The organism is Colwellia sp. MB3u-8 (genome assembly GCF_014076985.1).
Lineage (GTDB): Bacteria > Pseudomonadota > Gammaproteobacteria > Enterobacterales > Alteromonadaceae > Cognaticolwellia.
On record NZ_JACGVA010000066.1, the window covers coordinates 88812 to 106306 of the forward strand.

Consider the following 17495-nt stretch of genomic DNA (forward strand, 5'->3'; position numbering starts at 1 on the left):
TTTGTCCATAAAAAAACCTACACCAGATCTGCTAGTTTACTAACATTCTCAGTTATAAATGCAATCATACGGATATTAAAAACTTAGTGCTATAGCTGCCATGAAATCAGGGGATAAAGTTCTTTCTGATGTGGATGAAAATGAAGGTTTACGAGTTTCATATGTTGAAATTGGTGCTAAATTTTTTTATTTTTATAAAAGTCCTACAAGCCATAAACTTTGCCAAATAAAAATTGGTAAATCCCCGCATAATTTCGTTTCCTCTAATAATCATATTTATTAGAGGAAATACTTATGCCCGGTATCTCTGGAAATATTGGATGTAAGCTTGAAGTATATTGGCCTAAGATTTTAGGCCGTTTTGTAGCAAAAGTGACGGTTAGCTCTAACTCGCTCTAGGGGCGAAAGCGCCTTAGAATCTTTAACCCTACTTTATACCGTTTCATGTGCATCAATATGTAAACTTAATCTATTTTTAGCGCTTTTTTCAATGGTGTCAAATGCTCTTCAAAATGCTGCCATTGTTCTATAGCGCTTTTGTATATGGGTTGACGAACTTGCTCAGAGCTTGGTGTTTTAATATTGCGTTTGGTTTTATGAAAGTCAAGACACGATTGTTCAAACTCTAAACCACAAAAATCAAGTATTCTTCGCACTTGCTTTTCCAAGTTATCAACGACATCTTCATGATTCACTGTTAAAACAAAGCCTGGCAATACGTCATTCCAATGTGTCATTAATTTTAGATAAGCTTGGTAATAACGACCAATGTCTTCAAGGTTGTAGCTAAAGTCTTGCCCTTCGGCAAATAACTGCTTAAAACCACTAAAGCAACAAGCCATCGGTGAGCGTCTTGCATCAATAATTTTGGCATTTGGCAGAATTAATCTAATCAAACCTATATGCAAAAAGTTATTGGGCATTTTATCAATAAATAATGGTGCTTGCTCTCGATAGTCACGCGTTTCATCAATATATTGTTGACCAAAACGTTTAAAGTAATCTTGATTAATTGTGCTTAAATTTTTAGGGTATTGGTTTTCTTTATCACTTTGGTTAGCATTTTGAGAGTGGTTACGACCTCGTAAACGTGAAGCTAAACCTAATATATTATGCAGTTCCATGGTGCCGTCAACTTGGCTGTGCGAGGCAAGTATTTGCTCTAGTAAGGTAGAGCCAGATCGCGGCAGGCCGACAATAAAAATAGGATCGGGTGAGTTGAAGCCTAAATGGCCACGGATTTCAAATAATTCGGCAGTACAATATATTATTTGCTCTGCTACTTGTTGTTCTATTTTGTTGATGTCAAAACCATTGTGTTCATGCTGTAATGCATTTCCTTGTTGATAAGCCTGAAAAGCTTGGTTGTACTCTTTTCTGTCTTCAAAGGCTTTACCTGTCGCAAAATGTAGCTGAACTTTATCTGTTATTGCTAAGTTTTTATTTTCTAGCTGTGCTTGCATTTTGGTGATTTCTTCATCGCTAAAACGATACGTTTTCGTATTCGCTAAGCTCCAAAAAGCATCACCATAGCTTGGGTTTAATTGATACGCTTTTTGGTAAGCGGCAACGGCTTTGATGATGTCGCCCTTCGCTTTAAGTGCATGCCCCAGCTGCAATTGAAAACCAGGCGTTTTATTGTCTTGTGCTATAACTTGTTCAAATAAAGCAATGGCTTGTTCTGTTTCTCCTAATCCATTGATCACACTGGCTTTGGCTATTTTAAAGCTTAAATTGTCAGGTTGTTCAACTAGCAATTTTTGAACTTGCTGTTCTGCGGCTTTGTATTTACCTAAACGAATAAGTAGGTTGAGGTATTGAGAACGGGCATGAATGTGACTGGGATCTAACTCAAGTGCGCTGGCAAGTAAAAATTCAGCGTCGTCATAAACTTTTAGCTCAATACCTATTTCAGCGAGCAAACACATGCCATCAATATGACGTTTATTATTTTGTAAAAAATGTCGGCAAATTTGCTCTGCTTTTAATAGTTTTCCTTCGTGCATTAATTCAGTGACAGCCAGTAGGGCAGGCGGTAGTTTTTTTAGTTTAGCTAATTGATTTGCAGCAATTTGCAGTTTTTTTTGTTGTTTATTTGCACGATAAAGTTCAATGAGTTCTTGCCAACTAGCGACTAAACTTGGGTTACCTTTTACCGCATTTTCAAATGATAACTTAGCTTGTGTTGGCTGACGCAAGGCAAGATTGATATGTCCTTGCTCTTGATAGGCTCGGCTATGTTTTTCATCAAGTTTAAGTAATGCGTTAAGACTAGTTAATGCTTTGGAAAAGTCTTTGTTATAACGTTGGGCTACGGCAATTAAATACCATAGCTGAATTTTCGGTTGTTGTTCAGAAGTTTGCTTTAATAACTGCTCGCTTTGTTCAATGGCGTCATTGAATTTTGTCGTTTGAATCAATTGCTGAATTGATTTTAATTGCACTTCAATTGAGGATATATTATTCAACGACTTGGCTCCATGAGAGGTTAGCGAATGGGGAACACTTTACTTTATCAATAAAAAGCCGCTTGATACAAACATCAAGCGGCATAGATTGGCTTTGTAGATTTTTATTTGGTATAAAATTTAATAATAATCATACGAAAATCTAAAGCCAATGGTACGAGGCCTATTACTAACAACTTTAGGTGTAAACTGTTGCGTATCAGTATATAGGATAGCACTTTCATCGGTTAGATTATCGATGAATAGTTCAGCTTTCCATTGTTCATTCGTTATGCCGAAACTTAAATTTGCCAATATGTAACTATCTTGCACATAACGACCACCGGCGAATGTTTCACCGTTCCTGTCTTGATAATTCACACCGGAATAAACGTCAGCTTCTTGTTGGATACTTAAACCTGAACCAGTGCCATAGATTAAATTAGAGGCATCTTCTACCACATAAGCATCCATCGTCATACCCGCCAGCCTTTCCCCGGTATAACTGATTGAAGCGTTAATATAACCCGTTATATCTTTATCAATTGGATAGAAATATTCGGCTTGTAAATTACCTGAAAACTTCGCTGAGTAAGGTAATCGACCTCCGACAGCAGGTGCAATTCCAGCAAGTTCGTCATTGACTGACGTTAGTTCGGTATCAATAAAGCTAAACGCACCAGAAATTATCAAATTATCAGTTGCTACCCAGGTAAAGTCCCCATCAATACCTTTAATTTCAGCATCGCCTACGTTATCAGTAAAGACTAAGAAACTGATATTGGTTGGGTCAAACCGTGATGTTTGCAAATCCGATATTTTTGAATAATAGGCGGTAGCATTAATGCGTAATGTTTGATTAAACAATGTTGATTTAAAGCCTAACTCAACGTTATCTAAACTATCTGTGGTGGAGTAAACTGGAATACGAAAACCATCAAAGGCACCTTCTTGACTTGTAGACTTACCACCACCAACTCGGTTAGTAACAGGCGGTCTAAAGCCTTCTGAGTATGAAGCAAATACCATCACATCTTTTGCTATTTTCCAATCAAGTGATGCTTTAATAATAGTATCATCTACCGTTAAGGTACCATCACTATCTAGTAAGCTAGTTTCTAACTGACCACTGGCAATTGCTGCTTGAATTGATGCCGCTTCTTCTGCACCAAAAAACTCGGTTAAGGCTGCATCACTACCATCACCAAAGGCCTGTAGTCGGCCACTTACATCAACCGTTGTTGTAGCACCTTTAAAAATGTCATCAATTTGATACCAACGGGCACCAAAACTTGCTTTGACTGTATCGGTGATATCAAATTCCAACTGACCAAATACGGCAACTTGATCTATGGTGTGGGTGATATCATTAACGAAGCTAACTTCAGAAGAAAAAGGTCCGCCATTACTGTTAATACCGTCATTACCGGCAAGCGTTTTTTGCAAATTAGTAAAGTAAGGTAAATCGGTATTACCTAATTGGAATTGGCCAACCGTTGATAATTCTTGAGAATCATAAAAAACACCAGCAGTGACACGCCAGCGGTTTTCAGCAGAGGTGTTTACACGAAACTCATGAGTGATACGTGATGTGCTCGTTTGTTCTTTATAATATTTAGTTGGGTCAACACACTCTTGTGTTTCTGGAGTACCAGCGTAGTTACAAGCATAATAGGCAGCAAATGAACCCCCATTGGTATACCCTGTGTAATCAATGGTTGAATTGATATCTCTATCGAGATAACCACCCGTATAAACGAGTTCTAGATGCTCAAGCCGACCTGATAATGTCCATGTGGTTAAGCCAAAGTCATCATTGTTGTTTTCTGGCACAAAACGGTTAGTTGATGATTCACCCTCAAGGTTAGGATCATAAGCAAACACCCCTTCAGTATCGAGTGATTGTTGGGTATGTTGAACTAAAAGATCCCAATCATTATTGATTAAATAAGATAAACCAAAGCGTGCACCAGCATAATTCGCCGTATTAAAGTTATCTTCCACTAAATCATCATTTTTTGGGGCAATACTAGAGACATTTTCAGGATTTGTTAATGCACCACCAGACACTCGACTAATAACGACGGCACTACCGCTATAGCCACCTTGACCGGGTACGTTTAATATATTATCTATCCACCCACCTTGGTGGTCGTTGTAGGTGGCAACGCGTACAGCAAGTGAATCAGTTAAAGACATATTGAAATAAGCTTCAACAGAGTTACTCATGTCGCCGCCTTTGGTAGTACTTGTGCTAGTATCAAAACCTGCAGCAAAACCGTCATGGGTTGGCTTGTTGGTTATTAAGCGTACGGTACCTGATTGAGAGCTAGCACCAAAAAGTGTGCCTTGTGGCCCAGGTAAAACCTCTACCCGTTCAACATCGGTCGCGTAAATATCTAAATTACGTCCTTGCATTGATACGGGTTGCTCGTCTAAATAAAAGGCAACAGAGGGTTGTAATGCTTGCACAGATGAAACCGCAATATTGGTTTGTGTGGTAGCTGCACCGCGAATATATATTTCATTTTGCCCAGGGCCTGTGCCCTGAAAAACTACGTTGGGTAAAAACTCTACATACTCACCAAAATTAGCAACACCAAGTTTTTCTAAACTATCGCCTGTTAATGCTGTGACGGTAACCGGTACTTCTTGAATGGATTCTACGCGTTTAGTGGCGGTAACTTCAATGACTTCAATTTTTGCTTTTTCATGCTTTTTAGCTTCTTCGGCATAGAGAGAGCCTGATGCTGCTAGAGCTGTTAAAACAGCACAATGCAGTTTAGTAAGTTTCATATGTATTCCCCTTGGTTTTTATTATTATGTTTATGTTGTTGAACATTTTATAACCGCTTTAAGTGTAAAGCCTTAGCTGAAGGTATAACTAACGCTTTGCGACATTAAACAAACAATTACCGTCGTTAAAATCAGTTTATTGATAAGTTAGTTGCCGGTATTTTAACTTGACATAACCCGCTCTTCTATCAGTGAAGCTAGAACCGCTTGTGCTGATTCTTCTACGTCAGGTACTACTTTTCCTTTATCACCAGGGGAGGGGGCGGTTGTGATGGTATTTAACTATTTTAATACCTATAGGGGAGTCACATGGATGAGCTAAATTAGGGGGGTACAGGAGTAACGATAAAAAATAATCATTATCAATCAATGCCTTGCCTCTAAGCTTTTTCATTCCACATTCTCAATATCATAAGACTCTGACTCCATCATTATTACAATACGTTGTACTGAAGAGATCAATTTATTTTGTTCCCAAGACTCCAATATACTCTCGCATTAACGGCACTAAAGCGGCAAAGAGAAATAGCCCAAATCCGTGGCTAACAATTTGGTTCAAGCCAAAAACAGCAGAAATACGCACAATGAATTCTACAACTATGATAAATATGAGTAAATATCAGTAAATTTTCTATGAGTTTTTCAGGATATATGATGAATATAAAGTGATTACGGCATTGAGACTAGGTTGATCAATTTATTAATCAACCTAGTCTCAATCTAAGTGGATTAACTACACCAAGCCTTCTTCTATCAGTAAATCTAAAATTGCTTGTGCCGACTCTTCCACACCATGTACCACTTTACCTTTTCCGCCAGATGCTTTTGCCGTGGCGGCTTTAAAGCGGTCTGCTGCGGTTTTTGCTTTGATTATTTTAAGGCGTTTCGGACGTTTTTTGGCCTCGGCTGTTTGCCAACCTGAAGATTCTTCATCAGCGAAACTACCAGCCAATGTCGCTTCAAATTGACCACGCATCGCTGGGCCAAAAGCACTTTGTCTTGGCAGTGCAGCAGCCATATCAACACTGGCGATAAAGGGTAATTTAACCTTGAGTTTACGACGCTGGCCACGCGGTAAAGCTTGTAAGACTTCCGCTTGTTTATTGACTTCATCGATAGATAAAATATCGGCAATCGAAGTAACCATTGCTATACCAAGTTGCTCTGCCAATAAGTAAGGCAACATACCCGAGGATTCGCCATTTTCAGCGCGGACACCCGTCAAAATAATATCAGCTTTTTGCTGCTCTAAATACTCAGCAATCACCAGAAAGGCGTCTGCATTTTCTGGCATTTCTAACAGATTTATCTCCGCAAGCCCCATACCTAAATAACTTCGCAATGCCGTTTGTTGGCTAGGATCGTCAGAAAATTCTCCAGCGTGCAAGGTTTGTAGATTATCACCAACGAGTTTAAGTCCTAATTCTATCGCTCTAGCGTCTTGCTCGGCACGCCTTGGTCGACGTGACGTTGGATGTTCACCAATAGAAACTAACGATATCACCGACAAGTTATTGTTGCTCATTTGTCGCCTCTTTATTATTTGTTTGCTTGGCCTGCTTTCTTTGCTCAACGAGTTCAACCAATCGAGCTAATATGTCAGTACTGTCGCCAATGGCACTTATGTCGGCACGTTTAATCATGTCACAACCCTCATCAGTATTTATCGCCACGACTTTGTCACATTGACCAATACCCTGCATGTGCTGGATAGCCCCTGATATGCCGACTGCAATATAAACTTGCGCTGTTACCCAAGTACCAGTGGCACCCACCTGTCGCTCACGTGGCATATTGCCATCATCAACAGCGACCCGGCTAGCAGCTTCAGTAGCACCCAACACACGTGCCGTGTGATGAAATTGTTTCCAGTCGTTAATACCATTACCACCGGAGAGAATAAAACCAGCTTCCGCCAGAGGAATTGCATTGGGATCAACACTCATATTGCCTTGATCAAACAGTTTTCCGATAGTTACAGGGCTTGGCTGTTGCGACATTAAGATATTCTCATGTCGCGTTTCACTGATGGGTTCGCTACATTCTTCCATCACCAACAATAACTTGCTTAAAGGGCGGGTTATATCTCTCTTGCCGGCACTACCACGACAAATAACAGTGTCGTCATTTAGTTTCCACACACCACACGCAGGTCGTTGTTGTAATGCAGCGGCCAAGCGACGACCTAAATCTCCACCACCATTAATGCTATCTGGCAACAAGATGTGTTGTGGATCTAACTCAGCAATAATGCTTTGAAGATCATTACATCGTTGTTCAGGATTATAATGGTCATATTGCTTATCGTTAATGTGGATTAAACGATCAACGCCTGCTTTATCAAACGAGTCATCTTTTAGCTCACCAAAGGCAATGGCAACTACTGCGCCACCGCCATTATCATTACCACAGTTCCGATTCGCTAATTGCTGCGCCAGACCCAGCGTATCCTTGTCATGGCCGTTTAAACGTCCTGAAACTAAGTCAAGTACCACCACAATATAAAATGCAGGATCTAGTACTTGATGCAATGGTAATATCACTTCACTTGCAGTAGATGAACGACGTGAGCCTTGCTCACTATCGTTAGATACGCCAGAACGGTCGATACGTTTCAAACCACTAGGACCAATAAAACCTATGAGATGCAGGTTTTTACGCAGTAATCCTGAAGGGCCAAATACAGGTCCAATAACTAATGTTTGATGCATGGGATGTAGACGATTACGTGCTATCCATTGCGCTCTTGGGTCTCGGCGGAATAATTCACTCATACTGCACCTCCCACCATGCTTTCAACGACAACTTCGCTCTTATCTTCGACTACACCTTCGCCCGTATCTTCAATGAGTGCATCTAACATTAACTCAGCGATATCTTTCACTTCAGGTCTTGGTTCAACCACACCTTCAAGCATCGCACTACACCCTGGACAGGCGACAGCAACAATTTCAGCCTTAGTCTCAATAACATCCGCCATACGCATATCAGGAATACGTTGTTTACCTGGAATATCGGTAACCGGTGCACCACCCCCACCACCACAACAGCGAGCGGTTGATTTACTGCGTTCCATTTCTTTTATTTTGATGCCCATACTTTCTAACAAGAAGCGAGGAGCATCATACTCACCGTTATAACGACCTAAATAACAAGGGTCGTGATAGGTCAGTGCCAGTTCTTTACTGTTATCTAATTTAATTTTCTGTTGACGCACTAACTCGGCAAAAAATCCGGTATGGTGCATAACGTTATAGTTGCCGCCAAACTCACCATATTCATTCTTAATACAATGAAAGGCATGCGGATCGGCAGTAACGATAGTATTAAAGCGGTATTTATTCATGGTACTAATATTACTGTTGGCTAAGCGCTGAAATGTCGCTTCATCGCCCAAACGTCTAGCCAAGTCACCACTGTCAAATTCAGCATCTCCTAAGACAGCAAAATTAACCTTAGCAGCGCGTAATAATTTAATCATTGCCCGTAGAGTGCGTTGATTACGCATATCAAAAGCCGCGTCACCAACCCATAAAAGTACATCAGCCTGAGTGACTTCCTGCTTTTCTGCATTGTGACCAAACACGGTAAGGTTTTGATCCGCCGCCCAGTTCATCCGAGTACTCGGAGCAAAACCATTAGGGTTATCTGTTGCGCTCAGGTTCTCTAAAATCTCACTACCTTTGCCCGGAGTTTGCCCTTTCTCCATGGTTTCAAAACGTCGCATATCGACAATCGCATCAACATGTTCAATCATCATAGGACAAGCATCAACGCAGGCACGACAAGTAGTACATGACCACAAGGTATCGCTTTCCACCAACATATTAACAATAGGAATGATCGCACCACCTTTATGTGTGCCCACTTTAATACCGGGATACGGAGTGCCTGAAAATTTTGCGTCATCACCGCCGGCCATACCAATGACCATGTCCTGGATCAGTTTTTTCGGATTTAGCGGTTGCCCCGCTGCCAATGCTGGGCAGTTATTCTCACAACGTCCACATTCAACACAAGCATCAAAACTTAATAATTGATTCCATTTAAAGTCAATTGGTTTTTCTACGCCAAGTTTCTTCGAGCTTAAATCTATCGCTTTTAATCCCGTTGACTGGCCGCCGCCAAAACGTGCTTGACGTCTATGTAAACCTAAATGCAAAGCACCCGCAAAAGCATGCTTCATCGGTCCGCCCCAAGTCATGCCGAAAAACATTTCGCCAATCCCCCAGATAATACCCGCAACTAGCAACAGCACAAGTAACCAACCGCCGGTATCAGTAGGCAATATTCCCGTTGCTGGTAGGGTAAGGATAAAAAAGCTTAATGAAAAAACCATCAAACTCTTGGGTAATCGTTGCCATTGACCCAATGATAAATTAGGCGCGGGATGACGACGTCTGATCATGACAAATATGCTGCCAACAAACATTAATAACGAAGAACCAAGTAATGCCCAAGTCAATATCTGTAGCTTTAGCTGAAAGACATAAAGCAGTACGATTAATATCGAAGACAACACAAAACCACCCGCGGTAGCGACGTGGGTATTGGACATATATTTATCACGGGCAACGACATGATGTAAGTCAACCAAGTAACGACGAGGGATCTGTAATAATCCAAGCCAGTGTATCCTTGATGATTGTCCCTGTGACCACAGCAACATACGCTTAACTGCACCGACTAACGTTAGCAATAAGGCAAACGAAATAAGGGTAAACAAAAATTGGGAGAGAAATTCGGATGATGACATAACAAGACCTATTAATTATCCTAGGTGTATATATACCCAAGCTACTTGAAGATGTGTATTCATGTGCCTTGAGTATGTATACCACCTGACAGAAGGCACGGTGGTATACAATCTAAAAGCTGCTTAAGCTAGAAATCCTTACATAAACGCAATGCGTCATATATTGCCGCATGAGTATTACGCTGAGATACACAATCACCAATCCGGTAGAGTATGTAGCCTTCGCCTTCTTCAGCTAGGATAGGCTGAGGTTTTGCTGCGTATAACGCTTCAATGTCGATTTGTCCTTTGTTACGAGAATCACCTTTTAATTGCAGGTAAATCTTTTCATCAGGACGTACGCCATTTTCAATCACAACTTGATCAACCACACGCTCTTCTTGCTGCCCGGTATATTCATTCTCTAACACTGCGACCAGTTTATCGCCTTCACGATAGACTTTTTCTAGTATTAAATCCGAGGACATAATCACGTCTTTTTCATACAAGCTGCGATAGTAGGTTGGGAATGTTGTTCCACCCACTGCAGCACCTGGTTTAATATCATCGGTTACCATCTCAACCAATGAACCATTTTGTGCTAAAAAGTCAGCGGCAGATAAACCACTAAATTCACAAATGGTGTCATACACTAAAACATTTTTACCTGGCGCAACCTTGCCACTTAAAATATCCCAAGTGCTTACAGATAAGCCTTCCTCAACACCCCAATGCGGGTTTTGTGCTAAGAAAGGTTGACCACCAACAGCCAAAATAACTACATCAGCATTAAGGCTACGGATCAATGCTTCATCAGCGGCGGTATTAAGACGAAGATCGATACCTAAACGATCGAGTTCTAAGGCAAACCAGCGGGTAATACCGGCAATTTGATCACGCTGTGGCGCTTTTGAGGCAATAGTGATTTGCCCGCCAAGTTCCGGATTCTTTTCAATTAAAATAACTTCATGGCCACGCTCGGCACAAACACGTGCAGCTTCCATACCGGCAGGACCGCCGCCAATAACGACAACTTTACGTACTTTTCCTTCGGTTTTGGCGATAATGTGTGGCATAGTCGATTCACGCGAAGTTGCCGCATTTTGAATACATAATACATCTAAGCCTTGGTACTGACGGTCAATACAATAGTTAGCACCAACACACTGTTTTATTTGGTCAACTTGACCAAGTTTGATCTTGGCGATCAAATGTGGATCAGCAATATGTGCACGAGTCATACCGACAAAATCCACATAACCACTCTCTAAAATACGCTGTGCTTGGTTCGGATCTTTAATGTTTTGTGCATGCATAACGGGCACATTAACCACTTCTTTAATACCTGCGGCCAAATGTAAAAATGGCTCAGGAGGGTAGCTCATGTTCGGAATGACATTAGCTAGGGTATTATGGGTATCACAACCAGAGCCTATTACGCTGAAAAAATCGAGCAAACCAGTGGCATCATAATAAGCCGCAATTTCTTTCATGTCGTCTTGGTTGAGTCCATCAGGGTGAAATTCATCACCACAAATGCGTAAACCAACAGCAAAATCACGCCCCACTTCTGCGCGAATCGCATGTAATACTTCCATACCGAAACGCATTCTGTTTTCTAAACTACCGCCGTATTCATCGTCGCGCTGGTTAACCCTAGGACTCCAGAACTGATCGATTAAATGTTGATGTACTGCCGAGAGTTCAATGCCATCTAAACCACCCGCTTTGGCGCGGCCAGCTGCTTTGGCATAATCACCAATAATGCGGTGCATTTCTTCAATTTCAATCGTCTTACAGGTGGCGCGATGCACGGGTTCACGAATACCACTTGGGCTAACTAAGGTCGACCAATTACCACCATCCCAACGAGAACGACGTCCCATGTGGGTGATTTGGATCATTATTTTTCCGCCGTGCTTGTGGACCGCGTCAGCTAAATTTTGAAAATGAGGAATGATCCTGTCGGTAGATAAGTTAACGGACTTCCACCAATTTTGTGGACTGTCTATTGATACGACACTGGAGCCACCACAAATTGACAAGCCAACTCCGCCTTTTGCTTTTTCTTCGTAATACTTTACATATCGTTCGGTCGTCATGCCACCTTCGGTAGCATACACTTCGGCATGTGCCGTACTCACCACACGATTTCGTATGGTGAGTTGATTAATTTTTAATGGCTGAAATAGTGCATCGAACTGCGCCATGATGAGCTCCTGATATTAGATCTTTAAAAAGCTGTTTATAATAAAAAGTTAGCGTGGTGTTACTTCAAAGTAACCAACATCACAACCTTCTTCAGCGGCACATTGTGTTTGTTTTGCAACGGTTTTCACTGGGTAACCTAAGGTTTCAGAAATTTGATCCATCGCCCCAGCAAACCAACCCGTAAACATATAATCCACTTTGCGATTAACCTTGCCGTATTGATAAACAAAAGCAGAGTTCTCTAATCGAACTTTTGCTGTACCCTTTTTAAGATCGAGTTCTTCCGTGATGAAAAATCCCCAGCCTCGTTGTGATAAACGTTTCATGTAATGCTCAAATAATGCTTCACCACGAATACCGTGCTCTTCGCCTTCTTTTTCACACCAGTAAAAAGCAGATTTATAGCCAGCTTTATATAAAACATCAGCGTATTTTTCGGCGCCAAGTGCTTCTTCGATGCCCATATGGTTGTTAACAAAAAAGTGACGCGGTACATACAACATAGGTAAGGCATCTGTGGTCCAAACGCCAGTCTCATTGTCGACTTCAATCGGCATTTCCGGACTGTGGCTCGATGTATGTAGACTATTTAAAGTGCTCATTGTCTATTCTCCCCAGACGTCTTTTAGAACGCGAACCCAGTTCTCGCCCATGATTTTTTTAATTTTAGATTCTGACCAACCATGTTTTAACATCGTCGCGGTCAGGTTAGGAAATTCACCTAAGGTACGAATGCCCTTAGGGTTAATAATTGTGCCAAAGTTGGTTAAATTGCGGGCATAACCTTTGTCATGAGTTAACATGTCGAAGAATGCTTGATCATGGCCTTGGGTAAAGTCTGTGCCTATACCAACACAATCTTCTCCTGCAATATTGATGACATAATCTATCGCTTCAACGTAGTCATCAACCGTAGAATCAATGCCATTTTTCAAGAAGGGGGCAAACATAGTAACGCCAATAAAACCACCGTGTTCAGCGATAAAACGTAATTCTTCATCTTTTTTATTGCGCGGATGTTCTTTTAGTCCATAAGGTAAACAATGTGAATAACACACTGGCTTAGTTGATGCTAAAATAACTTCTTCTGAGGTTTTTGGACCCACATGAGATAAATCACACATGATGCCAACGCGATTCATTTCCGCAACGATTTCAAGACCAAAGCCAGATAAGCCACCGTCACGTTCATAACACCCAGTGCCGACTAGATTTTGCGTGTTATAGGCCATTTGCACTATGCCAACACCCAATTTTTTAAATATTTCGACATAACCAATTTTATCTTCAAAAGCATTGGCATTTTGAAAGCCTAAAATGATGCCCGTTTTGCCCTGCTGTTTCGCTTTAGCGATATCAGCAGTCGTATGCACAGGTATAATTAAATCACTATTATCACAGAAAAATTGATTAAATTCGGTGATATTGTCTATGGTATCTTTAAAGCCTTCCCACACTGATACGGTACAGTTAGCGGCGGTTAAGCCACCTTTAGCCATGTCTTCAAATAAATCTCGGTTCCATTTTGCGATGACCAAACCATCGAAAATTATTGAGCTTTCATGTAACGCTAAAGCTTGATCTGTATTCATTTAATTAACCTCATCTATGCTGTGAGATCTCTACTGATCAATCACAGGCAAATTTAAACTAAAGTCAGTCTAACAAAGGCAAATAGCTTGATATGGGAGAATGCGACATCGACCATACTAAAAACGGCGAAGATGTCGTTATTTGTATGGCTGAACAAACTTAGGGTTAAACTCAAAATAAGAACTATTAACCAAGTTCACTTAATTAGCGATTTAAAGTCAGGATTGTAAATGTTTTCGGTATAACAGTAGCGTTTTACGCCAGTTAATATTCGCTTTAGGGATCAGCAATGGCGGGTGTGGTTCAAAAATATTACTCGATTGTACGCTTCGTTTATTTTCGTGATAATAGTCAATAACATGTTGCTTATTCATGCCATAGGTTTGATGCATAAAGTCGAGTTCTTCATCTCCTAAGCAAATACCATAATAACGATGTATCGCTTGTGCCATATGCTCAGATGCTTTAACCATATCTTTTTGCACTTCTTTGGCTACTGATTCGCCCCAGCCAACTTTAGTCGGGGTACTTAAACCAGGTTCGAAGCTACCTAAATCGACGGAATTAGAGGAATATATGGCGCGCTGCACTTCAGGTAAACTAATAAATACACAGGGATCTAGTGCCAAAGCTAAGTCTATTGCCATCTGTTTAGCAGCTCGAACATGTTGATTACTCTCTAACCAATGGCTCTGTTGAGTGCGATTCTTTATTGCCTTGAAAAGAATGCTATCAGTGTTAAAGTGATGGGAGATTTTTTTTACCACTGTAATTTTATCAGCATCACTTAACTGTATTTTCCGCTCGACAATATTCAGGCCGCGCTTACCGGTAACTGATACCGTTGTGTTAGCATCTGCATATTTTCGATCCACTCTCTGCCAACTATATATATCTTTCAAGAAATCAGCATGTTCAGCGATTACCATTGCACTACTTTTATAGGCCTGCTGATATAAATCTAGTGACTTAAGTAACTTGCTATGGTTAAGTTTTAACGCGCGCATATCGACTATTTCACGTTTTTCGACACGCTTGAGATCTAGGCAAATATTTTGGCAAAGTAAATCCAGTGTTTCGAGGCAAATTTGTAATAAGTCATTGCTTGGCAAGCGTTCGGCCACGGTTGAATAATCAAGTAAATTACTGTCACTTAAAAAATTAGCCAAAGCCAATAACTGGCTGTAACCACGGGCTCTAGCGATGCGATATTTGGAGCGCTCTTTCTCCAATTTTTCGGTGGCAATGGTCAATTGCGATGAGCCAACACAGTTGACCACCAGCATTGGAATACGTCGCCCAGACAAAAGTTCAAAAGCCAAAGTTAATACTTCTTCAACATCGCTTAAGCCCATAATTTCTTCGTTATCTTCTTCAATCGCCGAAAATATACGTTCAATGAAAAATGGTTCTCGTTCTACACCGCTACGCAGCGTATTTTTTTTACCTTGTAGGCGTTGTTCTAACAGTAGGGCCAAGCGTGGACGATCTGGTTCTAAGCTTGCTAGGGCAGCTGAGATTTCTGTTGAAAGCTCTTGGTTAATATCGTGGACACGACTATACATACCCGCGCGGCAATAAATTTCAATATTAGCCACTGCTTGAGCAATCACGGGTGAATCAATAATGCTATTTACCGCAAGCGTTAACCATTGCGGACCAAGATCTGATTTTTGTAACAATATACGCGCGGATTCATAACGCCTTGACTCAGGTTCCATACGATTTAGGGTAAGATCTCTCACCGACAGAATGAAATCAGGTAAGCTGCCAATAACCAGCAACAACTGCTCTTTGGTATCTTCAAGTGTTTGCCCTTTTGTCGCCTTGTAGATGAACTTAACCAAGACGGCAATCAATCCCATTAACACGGTGTAACCGACAAAAAAGATCAAGTTCTCATTAGGCAACCAAGTACCAAACCCCAAAAAAGATCCCCCTTGAGCCGCCAAAAAGGTTACCGGACCCGCGGTCCAACCGACCTCGGCGAGACTCCATAATGACGACTTACCTACACCAGATTGCGCCATGCGATCGATACGACGTTGGCCGCTTTGTTGAATTTGAAGATAATTTTTTTCTGAGTTTTCAGAATTTAATAAGGATGATAATTTCATATCGTTAAGTATTCATAAAGTAAGGTGTATTGCCAAACTAATTCAAAATGCAGGGTTCAGCGGGAATTAGAAACGTCTTAGACATATCTATTATATCCCAGTCAATTCAATAGGTACCGTTTAATCTCAAGAGTAAACGGTATTTTCCTGTGTTTTGTTATCTAATGATGTTGCAGATGTTGAATCTTAACCGATCCCAAACTGGATTCTTTACTGGCGGCAAATTGCTTACTTATAGCTAAAACGTTGCGTTCATCTCGGGGCGGGATGCTAAACGAATTACGATAACATTTACTAAAATGCGGCGTAGAGACAAAACCACAGGCTATAGCGATTTCAATAATCGACATATTGGTTTGCTTTAATAACTGACGGGCTTTCCCTAGTCGTAGTTGTAAATAATAACGATGCGGCGAACAGTTGAGATATTTTTGAAACAGTCGCTCTAACTGACGTCGAGATAAATCAACAAAGATAGCTAATTCATCGAGGCATAATATTTCTTCAATATTTGCTTCCATTAACGCGACTACATCTTGTAGTTTTGACTGAGTAGCGCCCACAATATGCTGTAATGGTATGCGTTGCTGGTCGTTTTCATCACGAATATGTTCATGAGAAAACATGTCTGAAATAGCCGTTGTTAATTTTTTACCATACTCTTTTGAAATCAGTTGCAACATCATGTCAATGGGTGCAGTACCACCTGAACAAGACATGCGGTTACGGTCAAAAGTGAACAGTTTATTGGAACTTTTTACTAAAGGGAATTCTTCCAGGCAGCACGCCAATAACTCCCAATGAATGGTGCTTTGATAGCCGTTTAATAAACCCGCTTTGGCTAACAAATAACTGCCTGTGCAAATGCCACCTAACACGATATTACAACGAGATAAATGGGTCAACCAGCTAAGCACTTTTCGCGTCACCGTGCCTTTTATGTCAACACCACCACAAACCAACACAGTATCAAACTTAACATAATTATTGATGCAAGAATCAACCTCAACCCTTAGTCCATCACTGGCAGTGACACTGCGGCCATCTTCGCTAAGAATAGTCCAACGATATAATTTTTCTCCAGACAATTGATTGGCCATTCGCAATGGCGCAATGGCCGAGGACAAGGCTAACATGGTAAAGTTGGGTTGTAATAAAAAACCAATATGTTTACATTTTATCTGTGCCTGACTGCTATTTGGATTTGCTAATGGCATGTGATTCATTCCTACTATTATTGCAGTTTTGATTAAAAAGCAGAGTGTTGATTCCCCTAATAACTTTGTTCTCTTTTAAATCTGACGGGTTAAAATGAATCAAAGTTCAATCTTGCTATACAATAGATTTACAGTACTTTAAATGCATTCTAATTACGACTTTATTCATATCCAATAACGACACCTGTTGATAGGTGATTGATTTATAAATTATTATCTATTTATTTTTTCAGTGGTGCTAGCAACAGGCCAATGTCTCAATTAGCTATGAAGGTATTTTAATCGGCTATATTTATTATAATCACTTATTTGATAATGTAAAAATTTCCAAAGGATTATTATGACTGCTACCCATGTGCAAGGCCTGCAACTGATTTCG

At 40.7% G+C, this 17495-nt stretch carries 10 protein-coding genes; all 10 read right to left on the reverse strand.

The window, feature by feature from the left end:
- Positions 1-464: 464 nt before the first annotated feature.
- The 10 genes from H4J54_RS11645 to H4J54_RS11690 all read right to left on the reverse strand — a co-directional run bounded on the left by H4J54_RS11645 (position 465) and on the right by H4J54_RS11690 (position 17116).
- Positions 465-2468, reverse strand: coding sequence for a tetratricopeptide repeat-containing sulfotransferase family protein (locus H4J54_RS11645; RefSeq protein WP_182191034.1), 2004 nt, complete (start codon positions 2466-2468; stop codon positions 465-467).
- A gap of 120 nt (positions 2469-2588) precedes the next feature.
- Positions 2589-5243 (reverse strand): TonB-dependent receptor, encoded by a 2655-nt coding sequence (locus H4J54_RS11650; RefSeq protein ID WP_182191035.1) that lies wholly within the window; start codon positions 5241-5243, stop codon positions 2589-2591.
- Between the two features lie 733 nt (positions 5244-5976).
- Entirely contained in the window at positions 5977-6768 is a 792-nt protein-coding gene (locus H4J54_RS11655; protein WP_182191036.1) for an electron transfer flavoprotein subunit beta, read from the reverse strand.
- Positions 6755-8017: an electron transfer flavoprotein subunit alpha/FixB family protein gene (locus H4J54_RS11660; protein ID WP_182191037.1), complete on the reverse strand. Its 1263-nt coding sequence runs from the start codon at positions 8015-8017 to the stop codon at positions 6755-6757. Before H4J54_RS11660 ends, H4J54_RS11655 begins: the two co-directional genes overlap by 14 nt.
- Positions 8014-9999 (reverse strand): (Fe-S)-binding protein, encoded by a 1986-nt coding sequence (locus H4J54_RS11665; protein ID WP_182191038.1) that lies wholly within the window; start codon positions 9997-9999, stop codon positions 8014-8016. The genes H4J54_RS11660 and H4J54_RS11665 overlap by 4 nt, the downstream gene beginning before the upstream one ends.
- Before the next feature lie 128 nt (positions 10000-10127).
- The gene (locus H4J54_RS11670; RefSeq protein WP_182191039.1) at positions 10128-12188 is read right to left on the reverse strand and encodes an NADH:flavin oxidoreductase; all 2061 of its coding nucleotides are present in this window, start codon (positions 12186-12188) and stop codon (positions 10128-10130) included.
- A gap of 48 nt (positions 12189-12236) precedes the next feature.
- Positions 12237-12791 carry a 4-vinyl reductase gene (locus H4J54_RS11675; protein WP_182191040.1) on the reverse strand — a complete coding sequence of 185 codons (555 nt, stop codon included), beginning with the start codon at positions 12789-12791 and terminating at the stop codon, positions 12237-12239.
- A gap of 3 nt (positions 12792-12794) precedes the next feature.
- Positions 12795-13781 carry a dipeptidase gene (locus H4J54_RS11680; protein ID WP_182191041.1) on the reverse strand — a complete coding sequence of 329 codons (987 nt, stop codon included), beginning with the start codon at positions 13779-13781 and terminating at the stop codon, positions 12795-12797.
- Positions 13782-14000: 219 nt separating this feature from the next.
- Entirely contained in the window at positions 14001-15899 is a 1899-nt protein-coding gene (locus H4J54_RS11685) for a hypothetical protein (RefSeq protein WP_182191042.1), read from the reverse strand.
- A gap of 161 nt (positions 15900-16060) precedes the next feature.
- A complete protein-coding gene (locus tag H4J54_RS11690) occupies positions 16061-17116 on the reverse strand; it encodes a GlxA family transcriptional regulator (RefSeq protein ID WP_182191043.1) in 1056 nt (351 codons plus the stop codon).
- Positions 17117-17495: the final 379 nt, after the last annotated feature.

Excerpts from the sequence above, each read along its gene's own strand:
- H4J54_RS11650 (WP_182191035.1), bottom strand. The coding sequence starts at position 5,243 with ATGAAACTTACTAAACTGCATTGTGCTGTTTTAACAGCTCTAGCAGCA.
- H4J54_RS11655 (WP_182191036.1), bottom strand. The coding sequence starts at position 6,768 with ATGAGCAACAATAACTTGTCGGTGATATCGTTAGTTTCTATTGGTGAA.
- H4J54_RS11660 (WP_182191037.1), bottom strand. The coding sequence starts at position 8,017 with ATGAGTGAATTATTCCGCCGAGACCCAAGAGCGCAATGGATAGCACGT.
- H4J54_RS11665 (WP_182191038.1), bottom strand. The coding sequence starts at position 9,999 with ATGTCATCATCCGAATTTCTCTCCCAATTTTTGTTTACCCTTATTTCG.
- H4J54_RS11670 (WP_182191039.1), bottom strand. The coding sequence starts at position 12,188 with ATGGCGCAGTTCGATGCACTATTTCAGCCATTAAAAATTAATCAACTC.
- H4J54_RS11675 (WP_182191040.1), bottom strand. The coding sequence starts at position 12,791 with ATGAGCACTTTAAATAGTCTACATACATCGAGCCACAGTCCGGAAATG.
- H4J54_RS11680 (WP_182191041.1), bottom strand. The coding sequence starts at position 13,781 with ATGAATACAGATCAAGCTTTAGCGTTACATGAAAGCTCAATAATTTTC.
- H4J54_RS11685 (WP_182191042.1), bottom strand. The coding sequence starts at position 15,899 with ATGAAATTATCATCCTTATTAAATTCTGAAAACTCAGAAAAAAATTAT.
- H4J54_RS11690 (WP_182191043.1), bottom strand. The coding sequence starts at position 17,116 with ATGCCATTAGCAAATCCAAATAGCAGTCAGGCACAGATAAAATGTAAA.